The sequence below is a fragment of the Pseudomonas sp. R4-15 genome (assembly GCF_055768815.1).
Map to the genome: position 1 here is coordinate 976,599 of NZ_CM147293.1, position 15,156 is coordinate 991,754.

13 protein-coding genes are annotated in these 15,156 nt (G+C 66.3%); 11 read left to right on the forward strand and 2 right to left on the reverse strand.

The window, feature by feature from the left end; all coding sequences use genetic code 11:
• The first annotated feature begins 27 nt into the window (after positions 1-27).
• The 10 genes from ACYRGX_RS04675 (at position 28) to ACYRGX_RS04720 (ending at position 11,392) form a co-directional block, all read left to right on the forward strand.
• Positions 28-561: a heme acquisition protein HasA gene (locus ACYRGX_RS04675; RefSeq protein WP_473055452.1), complete on the forward strand. Its 534-nt coding sequence runs from the start codon at positions 28-30 to the stop codon at positions 559-561.
• 99 nt (positions 562-660) lie between these two features.
• A complete protein-coding gene (locus tag ACYRGX_RS04680) occupies positions 661-1,161 on the forward strand; it encodes an RNA polymerase sigma factor (protein WP_473055453.1) in 501 nt (166 codons plus the stop codon).
• Between the two features lie 76 nt (positions 1,162-1,237).
• The gene (locus tag ACYRGX_RS04685) at positions 1,238-2,197 is read left to right on the forward strand and encodes a FecR family protein (RefSeq protein WP_473055454.1); all 960 of its coding nucleotides are present in this window, start codon (positions 1,238-1,240) and stop codon (positions 2,195-2,197) included.
• Between the two features lie 178 nt (positions 2,198-2,375).
• The gene (locus tag ACYRGX_RS04690) at positions 2,376-5,042 is read left to right on the forward strand and encodes a TonB-dependent receptor (RefSeq protein ID WP_473055455.1); all 2,667 of its coding nucleotides are present in this window, start codon (positions 2,376-2,378) and stop codon (positions 5,040-5,042) included.
• 100 nt (positions 5,043-5,142) lie between these two features.
• Positions 5,143-5,766 (forward strand): heme acquisition protein HasA, encoded by a 624-nt coding sequence (locus ACYRGX_RS04695; protein WP_473055456.1) that lies wholly within the window; start codon positions 5,143-5,145, stop codon positions 5,764-5,766.
• 152 nt (positions 5,767-5,918) lie between these two features.
• The gene (locus ACYRGX_RS04700; RefSeq protein WP_473055457.1) at positions 5,919-7,667 is read left to right on the forward strand and encodes a type I secretion system permease/ATPase; all 1,749 of its coding nucleotides are present in this window, start codon (positions 5,919-5,921) and stop codon (positions 7,665-7,667) included.
• Between the two features lie 77 nt (positions 7,668-7,744).
• Positions 7,745-9,001 (forward strand): HlyD family type I secretion periplasmic adaptor subunit, encoded by a 1,257-nt coding sequence (locus tag ACYRGX_RS04705; protein WP_473056634.1) that lies wholly within the window; start codon positions 7,745-7,747, stop codon positions 8,999-9,001.
• Between the two features lie 2 nt (positions 9,002-9,003).
• Positions 9,004-10,329 carry a TolC family outer membrane protein gene (locus tag ACYRGX_RS04710; RefSeq protein WP_473055458.1) on the forward strand — a complete coding sequence of 442 codons (1,326 nt, stop codon included), beginning with the start codon at positions 9,004-9,006 and terminating at the stop codon, positions 10,327-10,329.
• A 75-nt stretch (positions 10,330-10,404) separates the two neighbouring features.
• Positions 10,405-10,998, forward strand: coding sequence for a biliverdin-producing heme oxygenase (locus tag ACYRGX_RS04715; protein ID WP_473055459.1), 594 nt, complete (start codon positions 10,405-10,407; stop codon positions 10,996-10,998).
• Entirely contained in the window at positions 10,991-11,392 is a 402-nt protein-coding gene (locus ACYRGX_RS04720; RefSeq protein WP_473055460.1) for a YbaN family protein, read from the forward strand. The genes ACYRGX_RS04715 and ACYRGX_RS04720 overlap by 8 nt, the downstream gene beginning before the upstream one ends.
• Positions 11,393-11,419: 27 nt before the next feature.
• Here the strand turns inward: ACYRGX_RS04720 and ACYRGX_RS04725 are convergent, their stop codons facing one another.
• Positions 11,420-11,845, reverse strand: coding sequence for a VOC family protein (locus tag ACYRGX_RS04725; RefSeq protein WP_473055461.1), 426 nt, complete (start codon positions 11,843-11,845; stop codon positions 11,420-11,422).
• Between the two features lie 104 nt (positions 11,846-11,949).
• Here ACYRGX_RS04725 and ACYRGX_RS04730 point away from each other — a divergent pair, with 104 nt between their 5' ends.
• On the forward strand, positions 11,950-12,876 hold the full coding sequence (locus ACYRGX_RS04730) for a LysR family transcriptional regulator (protein WP_473055462.1): 927 nt from the start codon (positions 11,950-11,952) through the stop codon (positions 12,874-12,876).
• Here ACYRGX_RS04730 and ACYRGX_RS04735 read toward each other — a convergent pair.
• Positions 12,826-15,156, reverse strand: a complete 2,331-nt coding sequence (locus tag ACYRGX_RS04735) for an FdhF/YdeP family oxidoreductase (RefSeq protein ID WP_473055463.1) — start codon at positions 15,154-15,156, stop codon at positions 12,826-12,828. The two genes, ACYRGX_RS04730 and ACYRGX_RS04735, sit on opposite strands and share 51 nt — an antisense overlap.

Consider the following 15,156-nt stretch of genomic DNA (forward strand, 5'->3'; position numbering starts at 1 on the left):
GGTGCCATTTCACAAAGGGAGCAAGTCATGACGGTATACCTGCAGTACGCCTCTTCCTATGCGAACACTAAGGTCGTGGACTATCTCGCTGGGTGGGCAACGGCGGCTGGCAGTGGCAGCACTGCTACGGGATCTTTCTACCCCGGTACGATGAATGGCTCGGAATACGCCATCAAGCCAAGCGCTGCGACCTGTTTCGTGGGGACAGGCACTTTGTATATGAACAACTGGGGAACCAAGTACCTCTATGGCTCGCTGGATAGCGTTCAGTTGGACGAAACTTATTCCAGGACGGCGAGCGGCTTCATCATTCAGTCACCCCAGGTCAACTTCATCAACCTGGGCGTAAGCTCAATGGTAACTGAAGCCAATAATGGCGAAATACAAAAGCTCCTCTATCTCGGACTGCGCAAAGGTAACGTCAGCGAAATGCAGAGCCTGCTGCAGACCCTGCTGGCCAGCGCGGTGACGGCCTACAACACGGCCAACGGCACCAGCCTGACCTTCGCCGACATGACCTTCGCGCAGTTCCTGTCGGTCGGTGCAGCCAGCACGCTCTAGCGCGTTTTGATCGGGCGGCCGATGCCGCTCGGTCCAATTGAAAATAATTCTCGATAAAAATAAGATACCTCTCCCGGCTACGCCGCAGGGAGAATCCGGGTGACCGACGTCAACCTCAAGGGCCTGTTCCAGAAGTACGCGAAGACGCTGCAGCGGATGCTCGCCAGCCGTACCCGCGATCCGCAACTGGCGGCCGATCTGACCCAGGAAAGCTTCCTGCGCCTGGCCGAGCAGACTCGCGAAGCCCCCATCGACAATGTTCCGGGCTATCTCTTCCGTACCGCGAGCAACCTGTTGATCGATCATCGTCGCCAGCAGGCGCGGCGACGCACCGACAGCGTGACCCATGAGGAACTGGCGCTCGTCGAGGACGAAGCCCCCGATGCCGAGCGTCAGCTCGATGCCCATCAGCGCCTGCTGCGCATCCATCAGGCGCTGGCGGAGCTGCCAGCGCGTACGCGGCAGATCTTCACGCTCAATCGCCTGCAAGGCCTGACCTACGCCGAGGTGGCCGAGCGCCTGGGGATTTCCGACAGCTCGGTGCAGAAGCATCTCGCGCGGGCCCTGCAGCACCTCACCGAGCGGCTGCGCGACGCTTGATGACATCGCGGATTACCGTATTTTCCCGCTTCGGACGTCCTTATCATTGAGCCTACGAATAGAACGGGATTGGCACGTGACCAGCCACGATGAACAGCAGCGAATCCGCGCGCAGGCGGCGCAGTGGGTGGTGCGCATCGGCGAGCAATCGCCGCAGGCAGCCTTGCCGGAAACGCTGCGTTCCTGGCTCGACGCGGACCCTCGGCATGCCCAGGCGTTCGCCGAGGCCCGGAGTACCTGGCTGGAACTGGGGGCCCTGAGCTTCCCGGCGGAGACTGCGCCTGCGTTGCCGAGCCGTGGTCGACGCAGGCGTTGGCGTCGGCTGGCCAGCGCCGCGGTGCTGCTGATCGCAGTTGGCCTGCTGATGGCGCCGATGCAGCCACTCGTTACCCCCTTGCTCGCGGATCACGCCAGCGGCGTGGGCGAAATCCGCCATATCCAGCTGGCCGACGGCAGCCAGGTCGAACTCGATGCCCAGAGCGCCATCGACGTGGATTTCGATGGGCAGACTCGGCGCATCCGTTTGCTCTCCGGCCAGGCGATCTTCACAGTCGCGCCGATGGGACCGGACGAGCCCCGGCCCTTCGTGGTCGAGAGTGCCGGAGGCAGCACCCGTGCCCTGGGTACGCGTTTCGTGGTGGAGGAACGAGAGCAGGGTGCCTGGGTCGGCGTACTCCAACACAGCGTCGAAGTGCGTGTCGCCCAAGCGCCGGGCGCAGGGGCTTCGCGCGTCCTGGCGGAAGGCCAGAGCGCCTGGTACGACGCCAGCGGCGTTCATCCTTTGCGTCGGGATCTCGCCAACGCTACCGCGTGGCGCGAGGGCCTGCTGGTGTTCGAGGATCGTCCGTTGAGCGAGGTCGTCGCGCGTCTTCGGCAGTATCGCCACACGCCGTTGCTGATCCTCGATGGCGAGCGGGCGAGCCGCCGCGTCAGCGGTGTTTTCCGTACGGACGACCCGGATCGCTCGCTCGATCTGCTCGCCAGCGAGCTGGGCATGTCCCGCGTGGAGCTGGGTTTCCTCACGCTGCTGCGCTAGCGGCCCGTTGAACACGCGGCCGTGTTTCGCATCGGTCGGTGATCGGCGTGCCTGCGGAAAATAATTTCCTAGCTTTTTACTGAGTCACCCCGACTCGCGCGTCTGTTCTTGATGAGAGTGATTTTCATTGGCGTCACTCTTTCACAAGATCAGCCAACACGAGTCATGGGGAAGGGAAATGAGTACGCGGCACAGGAGCGTCCAGCGCAGTCGCCTGGCATTGATGATCGGCCTCGCCATGGGCGCCAGCCAAGTAGTGGTTCCGGCAACTCCGGCATGGGCACAGGACCTTCCGGCCAGCGAAGCGGCTGGCGCCGTGATCGTCTTCGACATCCCGGCGCAGGCGCTGAACCGCGCAGTACTGGCCTATGCCCGGCAAAGTGGTGTCGAGGTGTTCTTCGACAGCGAGCGCCTGGCGGGCCTGCGTGGCGCAGAGCTGCAGGGCCGCTACACCGCGCAGGAGGGCCTGCGCCGGCTATTGGCGGCGGCGCCGGTGAGTCATCGCTTCTCCGCGGACGGACGCCAGGTGACGCTCAGCCGTAGTCTCGAGGAGGGGGTCGTCACGCTGGCTCCGGTCAGCGTGGAGGCCCGCGCACTCGGGAGCGATCCGTACGTCAGCCCTCACTCATTCACCCACCTAGATCGCGAGCACCTCGATCGTGTACCGGCGCGCCATATCGGCGATCTGTTGCAGGACACGGCGGGGGTCTACAGCGCGACCAGTTACCAGGAGCCGGGCCTGGCCGTGAACATCCGGGGTATCCAGGATTACGGGCGGGTGAACATGAGCATCGATGGCGCCCGCCAGAACTTCCAGCAAAGCGGGCACCAGCAACGTAACGGCGAGATATTCCTCGACCCCGAACTGCTCTCGGGCATCGACATCAGCAAGGGCCCGAACTCCGGCATGGGCGGCGCCGGCGTGATCGGCGGGACGGCGAACTTCCGTACCCTGGATATCGAGGACATCGTCGAGCCCGGTCGCGACGAGGGGGTTCGCCTGAGGGGCAGTACCGGGTTGGGTGGCTATGCCAACGGCAACCACTTCGCGGGCAGCTTCGCGGCCGGCCTGCGTGCCAGCGAGCAGATCGAACTGCTCGCCGCCTTCAGCCGCAAGCGTATGGGGGAGTACGCACCAGGCAGCCGAGGCGAGTCGTTTCCGGCCAGCACCACCACCAGCGAGGATCAATACCAGGACATCGTCAGCCTGTCCGGTCAGGACATGGACTCCCAGCTGTTCAAAGTCTACTGGCGTATGGCCGACGGGCACGACCTGAAACTCACGCACCTGGCCACCGAGGTGGACTACACCTCAGGCGGCACCTATGACTCGGTGAGGAACGACGAGGGCTGGGAGGCCGTGACGCGCAACGAAGTGGAGTCCAGCACGACGTCGCTGGATTACCACTGGAGTGAGGGCAGTCCCTGGTTGGACCTGGAGGCGAAGCTCTACTTCGCTCGCACCCGGAATCATGAACAGGCGGATGCCGTCGCGCCGGATTACTCGGGGCTATTGCCTCCGGTGGCGGCCTATTGCACGGCCAACCCCACGGGAAGCATCTGCCCGCAGGGCAGCGATGCCTACACGCTGGTCTATGAAACCCGTACATGGGGTCTGAACCTGCAGAACACGGCGCATTTCAGCCTGCCGCTGTTCGAAGCGAGCTGGAACTACGGTAGCGAACTCAGCTACGACAAGACCGATCCCAAGACCCGGGGCGTGGAGAACCTCGATAGCTACGGCAACGAGACGGCGGGCACCACGCCGCCTGGCGAGCGATGGCTGGCGAGTCTGTTCAGCAATCTCACCCTGCTGCATTCCGATTGGCTGCAACTGGACGCAGGACTGCGCTACGACCGTTACCGGCTCTGGGGGGATACGGGGTTCACCACCATCGACTCGCGTGGCGAGATCACCGGGGTGGCCAATTCGCGTGTTCCGGTCGAGTATTCGGTGAATGACCAACGCGGCCACCTTTCGCCGACGCTGGCGCTGGCGATCACCCCGCTCCAGGGAGTGCAGTTCTATGCCAATTACGGAGAGGGCTGGCGCCCGCCGGCGATTACCGAGACGCTGATCTCGGGGCAGCACCTCGGAGTCAACGACGGCACCATCATGCTGCCCAACCCTTCGCTCAAGGCCGAGGAGTCGCGTACCTGGGAGGCTGGGGTCAACCTGAAGTTCGCCGACCTGAGGGTCGCCGGCGACAGCTTCCGCGCCAAGCTGGCCTACTTCAGTACCAAGGTGGAGAACTACATTCGCCTGGCCAATGTTGGCCGTCCCGGCGCGGCCTATGCCTCGGTCAGTAACTTCGCACCGGTGAACATGCTCGACCCGGTGCGTCTGCGTGGCTTCGAGCTGGAGGCCGAGTATGACGCAGGGCGCTGGTACCTGAAGGGCAACGCGACCCGCATCGACTACCACACCGGGCAGAACAGCTACCGGCTGTTCTATCTCGGTGGCGCCCAGGGCGACACCGCGGACTACTGGAACAACTTCATCTCCCACGATGGCAGCGGCCAGGGCTACCCGTTCTACAGCATGTTCCCACCGCGGGACAGCGCGAGCCTGACGGGTGGAATGCGCTTCTTCGAGCGTCGTCTGGAGTTGGGATCACGCCTGCGCTACGCCTCCGAGAACGAATCCAACAGCATTACCCGAGGCTCGCTCGCCTACAGCGTGATCGATCTGTTCGGCAGCCTGCGGGCAAGCGAAAACCTGACCTTGCGGCTGTCCCTCGAGAACCTGCGCGACCGGCGTTACCTGGTACCCATGGGCGACCTGCTGGCGCGTACCGAGGGGCCGGGACGCACCGTGATCGGCTCCTTCGAACTGAAGTTCTGACGTGTCGGCGCCTTCCCGAATGGGAATGCGCAGTCCAACGGCCGGGCGCGCCCGGCCAAAACCTCAGGCCGGTGTCACCGGCCATCAGTGGAGATAAAGCATGAGCGTTGAAATCAGCTACACCTCGAGCCTCTACAGCACCCTGCAATCCGCCGGCTATGCGACGACGCTGCAGGGCTACCTGGATTACTACGAGTACACCTTCTCGCTCGAGGACCACTCCAGCACCGGTGGCTTCAATAGCACCAGTTTCACGCCGGACTTCCAGATGTATGGCTCGCAGTACGCCAACGAAACCGAGGCGACGGGCTACACCTCCGCGTTCATTGCCGAGGCGGCCGCCGGGGAAAGTCTCTACTACACCTTCTTCACCAGCCCGACCCACACCCTGCACGGAGAGCTGGACAGCCTGAGCTTCGGCGCTGGCCTGAGCAACGTCAGCAGCGAGTGGAGTCTGGCGGCCAATCTGCTCGAGATCACCGGCCTCGGCGAAATCATCAACGACGGTCTGGATGCCAATGGCGACGTCATCGCCGGCAACTCCACCTACGACAGCGGCAACGATGTCCACGATATCGTCTGGGGTCTGCTCAATGGCGAGACCGACGCCCTGGCGGCGGTGCTCGACGACTACTTCGACCTGGACGCCAGCCTCGATGCCAGCGGTGGCGAGCTGGTCGGCGTCGCCTCCACGAGCGAGGCCGAGCTGAGTCTGGCTGCCTGATGAAACGCTGAAAAGGCGGGCCGGGTTTGCCCCGGCCGCCGACGAAACACCGCCAGGGCTGGCCTCGAAAACTCGCCCTGGCGGCCCTTCGCATTCTCTGCAGGGCAGGCACTACGCGTCAATGACGTAGCGCCTGCTCCGAGGTTTCCCGCATGCCCTCCAAGCGCCGTTCCAACGAGATCATCGATGCGCTGCTCAAGGTGCGCCGCGGCTTGCTGGGCGTAGCCCTGTTCAGTGCGATCATCAATCTGCTGATGCTGGCGCCCGCACTCTACATGTTGCAGGTCTACGACCGGGTGCTGGCCTCCGGCAGCGGCATGACGTTGGCGATGCTGACCCTCATGTTGATCGGTCTCTATGCCTTCATGGCATTGCTGGATGCCTTGCGCGGTCTGGTGGTGATCCGTCTGGGAACCCAGGTCGACATGGGCCTGAACGAGCGTGTTTATAGGGCCGCCTTCGAGGCGGCGCTCAAGTCCGGGCGCAGCGATACCGGGCAGGCGCTGAAGGACCTGACGCACCTGCGCCAGTTCGCCAGTGGCAGCGCCTTGTTCGCCTTCTTCGATGCACCCTGGTTTCCGCTCTATCTGCTGGTGCTGTATTTCTTCCACCCCTGGCTGGGGGCGCTGGCGACGGTAGGCGCCGCGTTGCTGCTGGGGCTGGCCTGGTTCAATCAGCACTGGTCGAGCGCGCCGCTGGCGGAGTCCGGGCGACTGTCCGCCTTGGCCAGCCGGCACGCGGAGGGCGATCTGCGGCATGCGGAGGCCTGCGAGGCCATGGGCATGCAAGCGGGCTTGCGTCAGCGCTGGCAGGCGCTGCACCACGGCTTTCTGGTTCAGCAGGGACTGGCCAGCGACCGTGCGGCCGTGTTGAGTGCCTGGACCCGTAGCCTGCGTCTGGCTCTGCAATCGCTGGTGCTGGGGTTGGGGGCATTGCTCGCGATCGACGGCGAGATCACCCCAGGCATGATGATCGCCGGCTCCATTCTGGTGGGACGGGTACTCGGGCCGCTCGATCAGGTCATTGGCGCCTGGCGTCAGTGGCTCCCCGCGCGCCTGGCCTATCAGCGCCTGTCGGCGTTGCTGCAGGAGTGCCCACCGGTGGAGGCCGGGATGTCCTTGCCCGTTCCCCGCGGGCAATTGCGGGTCGAGCAGGTCTGTAGCTCGGTTTCGGACGCACGCAAGGCGACGCTGGGGCCACTGAGCTTCTCCCTCGAAGCCGGCGAGATGCTGGGTGTCCTCGGCCCTTCGGGGTCGGGCAAGTCGAGCCTGGCGAGGGTGCTGGTCGCGGCGCGCCCCGTGCTGAGCGGCCACGTTCGACTCGATGGCGCCGACCTGCATGCCTGGCGCGCGGAAGAGCGCGGCGCGCACGTCGGCTATCTGCCCCAGGACGTGCAACTGTTCGCCGGTAGCGTGGCGCAGAACATCGCGCGCTTCGGCGCGGCTTCCTCCGCGGACGTGATCGACGCGGCGCGGATGGCGGGCGTCCACGAACTGATCCTGCAACTTCCCCAGGGCTACGACACGTTGCTGGGTGAAGGCGGCGCGGGCTTGTCCGGTGGTCAACGCCAGCGCATCGGCCTGGCGCGTGCGCTCTACCGGCTACCCGCGCTGATCGTGCTCGACGAACCCAACGCCAATCTCGACGAGGCCGGCGAGAAGGCCCTCCTGGGCGCCATCGCCAGCCTGCGCCGCGAGAAACGCACGCTGCTGGTGATCACCCACAAGCCTGCCTTGCTGGCCTGTGCCGATAAGCTGTTGCTGATGCGCGAGGGGCGCGTGCAGGCATTCGGCCCTGCGCAAGCGTTGCTGGCCGAGCGGGCGCAAGCCGCTCGCACCGCCGCGCGTCCGGCGGTCAGCAGCCGCTTTTCGCTGGGCATTCCAGCGGGAGGTCAGTCATGAGTCGTGCGGCGTTGCATCTGGTCGAGCCGCGCGTGACGGAGGATTTCCCCGCGGGTAATGCCCGCCGTCACCTGGGTATGGGGTTGTGGTTGGTGGCCGCCGGCTTCGGTGGCTTCCTCGTCTGGGCCGCCCTGGCTCCGCTGGACAGTGGCACCGCGGTTTCGGCGCAGGTGGTTGTCAGCGGTAATCGCCAAGCGGTGCAGCATCCCGAGGGCGGTACGGTGCGGCGGATCCTCGCGCGTGATGGCGACCAGGTGCGGGCCGGCCAGGCGTTGCTGGAACTGGACGACGAGGCGTTGCGCGCCCAGGCCGAGGCGTTGCGTGCGCAGTTGATCGGCAGCCTGGCCAGCGAAGGGCGGTTGATCGCCGAGCGTGACGATCGAGAGGCGATCGCCTTCGATCCCTGGCTGTTGGCCCGACAAGGGGATGCACAGGTCGCTGCGGCCCTGCAGTTGCAACGGCAACTGTTCGACAGCCGGCGCCTGGCGCAACGGTTGGCACTCGATGGACTGGCACAGAACCTGGCGGGTACTCAGGCCCAGCTCGCGGGGCTGCAGGCGCTGCGTGCCAGCAAGCAGGCCCAGCTCCGGGTGCTCGATACGCAGCTCAGTGGCCTGCGTGAGCTGGCGGCGGGAGCGTACATTCCGCGTAATCGCCTGCTCGATGCCGAGCTACGGCGCGCCGAATTGCAGGGGTTGCTGGCCGACGACAGCGGCCGTGTCGGGCAGTTGCAGCGCCAGGTCGCCGAGCTGCGCTTGCGGGGTGAGCAGCAGCGCGCGCAGTTCCAGGAGCAACTCCGCGGCCAGTTGGCCGAGGCGCAGGTGAGCAGCGCAGACCTTCGGCATCGTCTGGCGGGTGTCGAAGTCGCGTTGCGCCGCAGCGTCCTGCGTGCGCCGGCCAGCGGGCTGGTGGTCGGCCTCAGTGTGTTCACCGAGGGTGGTGTCGTCGCGCCGGGACAGGCGCTGATGGAGATCGTCCCGCAGGATCAGCCCCTGCTGGTCGAGGGACGACTGAGTCCGGCGCTGGTGGACAAAGTGCATGCCGGGCTGCCAGTGGAACTGCTGTTCAGTGCCTTCGAACAGAGCACCACGCCACGGGTGCCGGGCACGGTACAGTGGGTCTCGGCCGATCGCCTGGAAGACGAGCGCAGTGGCGACGCCTACTACGCCGTGCGCATCCGCGTGGATGACCAGGGCATGCGGCAGCTCGACGGCTTGAGCATGCGTCCCGGCATGCCGGTGGAGGCCTTCGTGCGCACCGGCGAGCGCTCCTTGCTCAACTACCTGTTCAAGCCGTTGCTCGACCGTACCCACCTGGCGTTGGCGGAAGAGTGAGCATGCGTGCGATCTGTTTCCTGCTGCTGTCCTGCCTGGCGCTACCGGTGCAGGCCCTGGCGCTGCTCGATGCCTACGCCCTGGCGCTGCGCAACGATCCGAGCTTCCAGGCGGCCATCGCCGAGCGCGATGCCGGACTGGAGAACAAGGCGATCGGCCGCGCCGGCCTGCTGCCACGGCTGTCCTGGAGCTACAGCAACCAGGAGAACGACTCCGAAGTGAGCAGTGGCGAGCAGTCCGTGCAGCGGCGCTATCGCAGTTACGCCTCGGTGATCAGCCTGCAGCAGCCACTCTTCGATTACGCCGCCTGGGCTTCTTACCGGCAGGGCGTGACGCGCATGCTGATGGCCGACCAACGTTTCCGCGCCCAAACCCAGGCACTCGCGGTACGTCTGCTCGATGCCTACTCCCAGGCGCTGCTGGCGGACGAGCGTATTGGTCTGGCGCGCGCGGAACGGCGCGCGCTGGTCGAGCGCCTGCAGCTCAATCGCCAGTTACTCCGAGGTGGGGAGGGTACGCGTACCGACGTGCTCGAAACCGAGGCGCGCCTGGCGCTGGCCGAGGCCGAGCTGATCCAGGCCCAGGACGACCAGGATCTGGCGTTGCGCAGCCTGGAAACCCTGGTGGGTGAGCCGCTGCACGCCAGCGACCTGCGTCCGCTGCGTGAGGACGTACCGATCCAGCCACCGCAGCCTGCGCGCTTCGAGGCCTGGCGCGAGCTGGCGCAGGGCAACAATGCCGAGTTGGCGACGCAACGCCAGGCGGTCGAAGTGGCGGCGCAGGAGATCCAGCGCCAGCGCGCCGGTCATCTGCCCAGTCTCAATCTGGTGGCGAGCAGCCGGCTGACCCGCTCGGACTCGGAGAGCAGCTACGAGCAGCGTTACGATACCCACAGCATCGGTATCCAGCTCAGCGTGCCGCTGTTCGCCGGGGGTGGTGTTTCCGCCGCCACGCGTCAGGCGGCCGCCGCGCACGCCCAGGCCGGCTTCGAGCTGGATGCCCAGCGTGCCGAGGTCTTCACCCGTCTGCGGCAGCAGTTCAACCTGTGCAATAGTGCCGCGCAGCGGGTGCGGGCCTATCGCCTGGCGGTGGATTCGGCGGCGGCCTTGGTGGAGGCCACACGCAGGAGCGTGAGCGGCGGCGAGCGGGTCAACCTCGACGTGCTGGATGCCGAGCAGCAGCTCTATGGCGCACGCCGTGACCTGGCGCAAGCGCGCTACGGCTGGTTGCAGGCCTGGCTTGGCTTGCGCCAGGAAGCCGGCATACTGGAGGAAAGCGACGTACACGAGCTGGCGAGCTATTTCGCCGAGGGCGGTGGGGAAAAATAGTTACTGTTGTACTGCGACTGATTCGTCTTTATCAGGTGTAGTCCCTCTCATCATCGAATTGCGAGACCACCCCGAATGAGCGCATCCGAGTCCCAACTGTCCCATCCGCTGCGTTCGCAGCGGCTGAATGCCCTGACCCACGAACCCCATGACCGCATCGAGGCCCTGGTGAAAGCCCGCGAGCCGTTCGCCAGCCGTGAGAACTTCGCTCGCTTCGTTGCCGCGCAGTACCTGTTCCAGTACGACCTGCAGCCGCTCTACGCCGATCCGGCGCTGGGCGAGTTGGTCGAGGACCTGCCGGCACGCTGCCGCGTGGACGCGGCGCGCCTCGACCTGGCCGACTTCGGTAGGGCGATTCCCGCGGGCGATGAAAGCATTCGCCAGCGGGCGATGGGCACCGGTGAAGCCTTGGCCTGGCTGTTCGTTTCCGAGGGCTCCAAGCTGGGCGCCGAGTTCCTCTTCAAGAAGGCCGCCGCGTTGCAGCTGGACGAGACCTTCGGCGCACGCCACCTGGCGGCACCGGCGGGCGGTCGTGCGCAAGGCTGGAAGCGCTTCGTCAAGGTGCTCGATGCCGTGGAGCTGGATGCGGAGCAGGAGCGCCTGGCCGATGCCGCCGCCATCGAGGCCTTCGAACGTTTCGCCACCCATCTGGAGCGCTGCTTTGCCTGACGCGCCGCGCAGCCGGCTGCGCTGGCTCTGGCTGATCGTCGCCTACCTGGCGATCGGCCTGGCCGCGCTCGGCGTCGTGCTTCCCGGCCTGCCGAGCACCGAGTTCGTGCTGCTCGCGGCCTGGGCGGCGTCGCGCAGTTCGCCGCGGCTCGCCGCCTGGCTGGAGAACCATCCCTGGTTCGGCCCCAGCCTGCGCAACTGGCATGACGGCGGCGTGATCGCCCGCCGTACCAAGGTCATCTCGCTCACCGCCATGCTGTTCAGCCTGGCGATCCTCACCCTTACCGTCAGCCACCGTCCCTCGGTGTACTTCGCCGCCGCCGGCATGGCCTGTGGCGCGCTATGGATATGGAGTCGTCCGGAGCGCCCGCGCCAGTTACCGGCACGGCCGTGACGGACGCGGGAGCACACTTTCAGCGCCTCACTTGGCGAAAAGCTGGCCGATGTCCTTGAAGGCCTTGAACTCCAGGGCGTTGCCGCAGGGGTCGTAGAGGAACATGGTCGCCTGTTCGCCGACCTGCCCGGCAAAGCGCACGTAAGGTTCGATGACGAAGGCCGTGTTCCGCGCGCGCAGGCGGTCGGCCAGCGTCTGCCAGTCGTCCCAGGCCAGCACTACGCCGAAGTGCGGCACCGGTACATCGTGTCCGTCCACCGCGTTGGTATGCGCGTGCGCCTGGCTGGCGGTCTTCGGATGCTCGTGGATTACCAACTGGTGACCGAAGAAGTCGAAGTCGACCCAATGCTCGCTGCTACGGCCCTCGGGGCAGCCGAAGGTCTCGCCGTAGAAGTGCCGGGCGGCAGCCAGGTCGTAGACGGGAATGGCCAGGTGGAAAGGAGCCAGTGCCATGGGGCGAGCCTCTGTGATGGAATTCACAAAGCCTAGCATTCAGCTCTTTGCTGAAAAGCGAATATCCTTGCGTTCGAGCTCAAATAATTTCGATGGATGGACGGATGCTGCGGGAGCTGAAAACCTTCGTCAACGTGGCCCGCACGGGGACCTTCGCTGCCGCCGGGCAGCGCGTTGGCCTGACGCAGTCGGCGGTCAGCGCGCAGATGCGCGTGCTGGAGGTGCAATTGGGCGTGCGTCTGTTCGACCGCAGCGGGCGTAGCGCACGGCTGAATGCGGCTGGGCAGCATGCGTTGCCGTTGGCCGAGCAGATGCTAGCGCTCTATGCGCAGATGGCGTTGTCGCCGGGGGCTGAGCACTGCGCCGGAGCGCTGCGCGTGGGCGCGATCGCCTCGCTGCAGAGTGGCTTGCTGGCCGATGCGCTGGCGCCGTTTCGCCAGCGCGCACCGCAGGTCGAGTTGAAGCTGGTGCCGGGCGTCTCGTTGCAGTTGCTTGGCCAGTTGGACGCCGGTGAACTGGATCTGGCGCTGATGATTCGCCCGCCGTTCGCCGTGCCCAAGGAGCTGCTGGAGGTCTCCCTGGCGCGCGAGCCCTTCGTCTTGATCGTGCCCGAGGCATTGGCGGGTGACGATCCCTTGCAACTGCTCGCCGAGCAGCCCTTCGTGCGTTATGACCGTACGTCCTTCGGAGGGCGCCAGGTCACCCGTTTCCTCCGCGAGCAGCGCCTGGAGGTGCGCGAAGCGCTGGAGCTGGATGAGCTGGAAGCCATCGTGCGTCTGGTGGAGAACGGCCTGGGCGTCGCCCTGGTACCGCGCGCCGGACTCTGGTTGCAGCGCGAGACACGCCTGCGGGTGATCGAGCTGGGCGCGCTGACCTTCCATCGCGAGCTGGTCGCGCTGTTGCGACGAGCCCAGCGCAAGCCTGCGCTGGACTGTCTGCTCGACTGCCTGGGCGTGCCGCCCGGGCGTTGGGCGCTGCCGTCAGGCGATGCGCTGGGCGACGGCGCTCGGCGAGAGGCGGATGGCGAGTAGCTTGGAGGTCGGCGTGAAGCTGCCCTCGCCGTAGCTGGACAGCGGTACCAGGGGGTTGGCTTCGGGGTAGTAGGCGGCGGCCTGGCCGGGCGGGATGTCGAAGGCGAGCAGGGTGAAGCCCTGCACGCGGCGCTCGATACCGTCGTCCCAGAGCGACTCGATGTCCACCTGCTGGCCCGGCGTCAGGCCCAGGCGGGCGATGTCCTCGGCGTTGGCGAACAGTACCTCGCGCTGGCCATGTACGCCGCGGTAGCGGTCGGACAGGCTGTACACCGTGGTGTTGTACTGGTCGTGGGAGCGTAGCGTCTGCAGCAGCAGGTCCGGCTGCTGGCCGCTGGCACGGGCGCGGGCGTCGATCAGGTCCGTCGGCAGTGCATGTCGCATGAAGCGCGCCTTGCCCACGGCGGTGTTCCACTGGCGCGCACCGGCGGCGTTCCCCAGGTAGAAGCCCCCCGGATTGCGCACTCGCTCGTTGAAGTCGCTGAAGCCGGGGATGGTGTCGGCGATCAGTGTGCGAATACGCGAGTAGTCGGCGACCAGCGCCTGCCAGTCCACCGGGAAGTCACCGAGGGTGGCGCGGGCGATGCCGGCGATGATCGCCGGCTCCGAGCGCATCTCGCGGGACAGCGGTTCGAGCTGGCCGTAGGAGGCGTGGATCATGCTGAACGAATCTTCCACGGTGACCGCCTGTGGGCCATTGGCCTGGCGGTCGATGTCGGTGCGCCCCAGGCACGGCAGGATCAGCGCGTCGCCCTGGTCCACGCAGAGGTGGCTGCGGTTGAGCTTGGTGCTGATCTGCACGGTCAGTGCGCAGCTGGCCAGCGCCTGGTGGATGCGCGGGCTGTCCGGGGTGGCTTGGGCGAAGTTGCCGCCCAGACCGACGAAGACCTTGGCGCGGCCTGCGAGCATCGCCTCGATGGCGTGTACCACGTTGTCGCCATTCTTGCGCGGCACGGCGAAGCCGAAGCGTTTTTCCAGGGCATCGAGCAGCGCCACCGGCGGCTTCTCGTTGATGCCCATGGTGCGGTCGCCCTGCACGTTGGAGTGGCCGCGCACCGGGCACAGGCCGGCGCCCTGGCGGCCGACGTTGCCGCGTAGCAGTTGCAGGTTGACCAGCTCCTGGATGGTCGCCACCGAGTGGCGGTGCTGGGTGATGCCCATCGCCCAGCAGACGATCACCCGCTCGGCGCGGGCATACATGCGCGCCGATTGTTCGATCTCGGCGAGACTCAGTCCGGACTGCGTGACGATCTGTTCCCACGGCGTGGCGTCGACTTCCTCCAGGTAGCCGTCCATGCCGTCGGTGTGCTCGGCGATGAAGGCGTGGTCGAACAGCGCCGGGCGACCTTCGGCCTGGGCTTCGCGCTCCCACTGCAGGAGGAACTTGGCCATGCCGCGCACGGCGGCCATGTCGCCGCCCAGGGCCGGGCGGAAGAACGCGGTGTTCAGCGGCTCGGAGCCGTTGCTGAGCATCTCCAGCGCATTCTGCGGATGCTGGAAGCGCTCCAGACCGCGCTCCTTGAGCGGGTTGAAGGCGACCACCTGGGCACCGCGCTTGACCGCCTCGCGCAGCGGTTCGAGCATGCGCGGGTGGTTGGTGCCGGGGTTCTGGCCGAACACGAAGATGGCGTCGGCGTGCTCGAAGTCGTGGAAGGTCACGGTGCCCTTGCCGACCCCGATGGAACCGCCCAGGCCCACGCCGCTGGCCTCGTGGCACATGTTCGAGCAGTCCGGGAAGTTGTTGCTGCCGAAGGCGCGGACGAACAGCTGGTAGAGGTAGGCGGCTTCGTTGCTGGCCCGTCCGGAGGTGTAGAACTCGGCCTGCTCGGGGTTTTCCAGCGCTTTCAGGTGCTGCGCGACGAGGGCGAAGGCGTCGTCCCAGGAGACCGGCACATAATGGTCGCTGGCGGCGTCATAGCGCATCGGCTGGGTCAGGCGGCCCTGGTATTCGAGCCAGTAGTCGCTCTGCTGGCGCAGCTGGCTGACGCTGTAGCGGGCGAAGAAGGCGGCGTCCACGCGACGCTTGGTGGCTTCCCAGTTGACCGCCTTGGCGCCGTTCTCGCAGAACTTCACCATGCCGTCTTCCGGCGAGTCACCCCAGGCGCAACCGGGGCAGTCGAAGCCGCCGTTCTGGTTGGTCTTGAGCAGCGCGCGCAGGTTCTTGAACGGCTGCTTGCTGTCGAGCCAGAAGTGCGCCACGGCGCGCAACGCGCCCCAGCCCGCCGCGGGGCCCCGGTAGGGACGATAGTTCGGGGTGGACTGTTCGGGCTGCACGCTCAT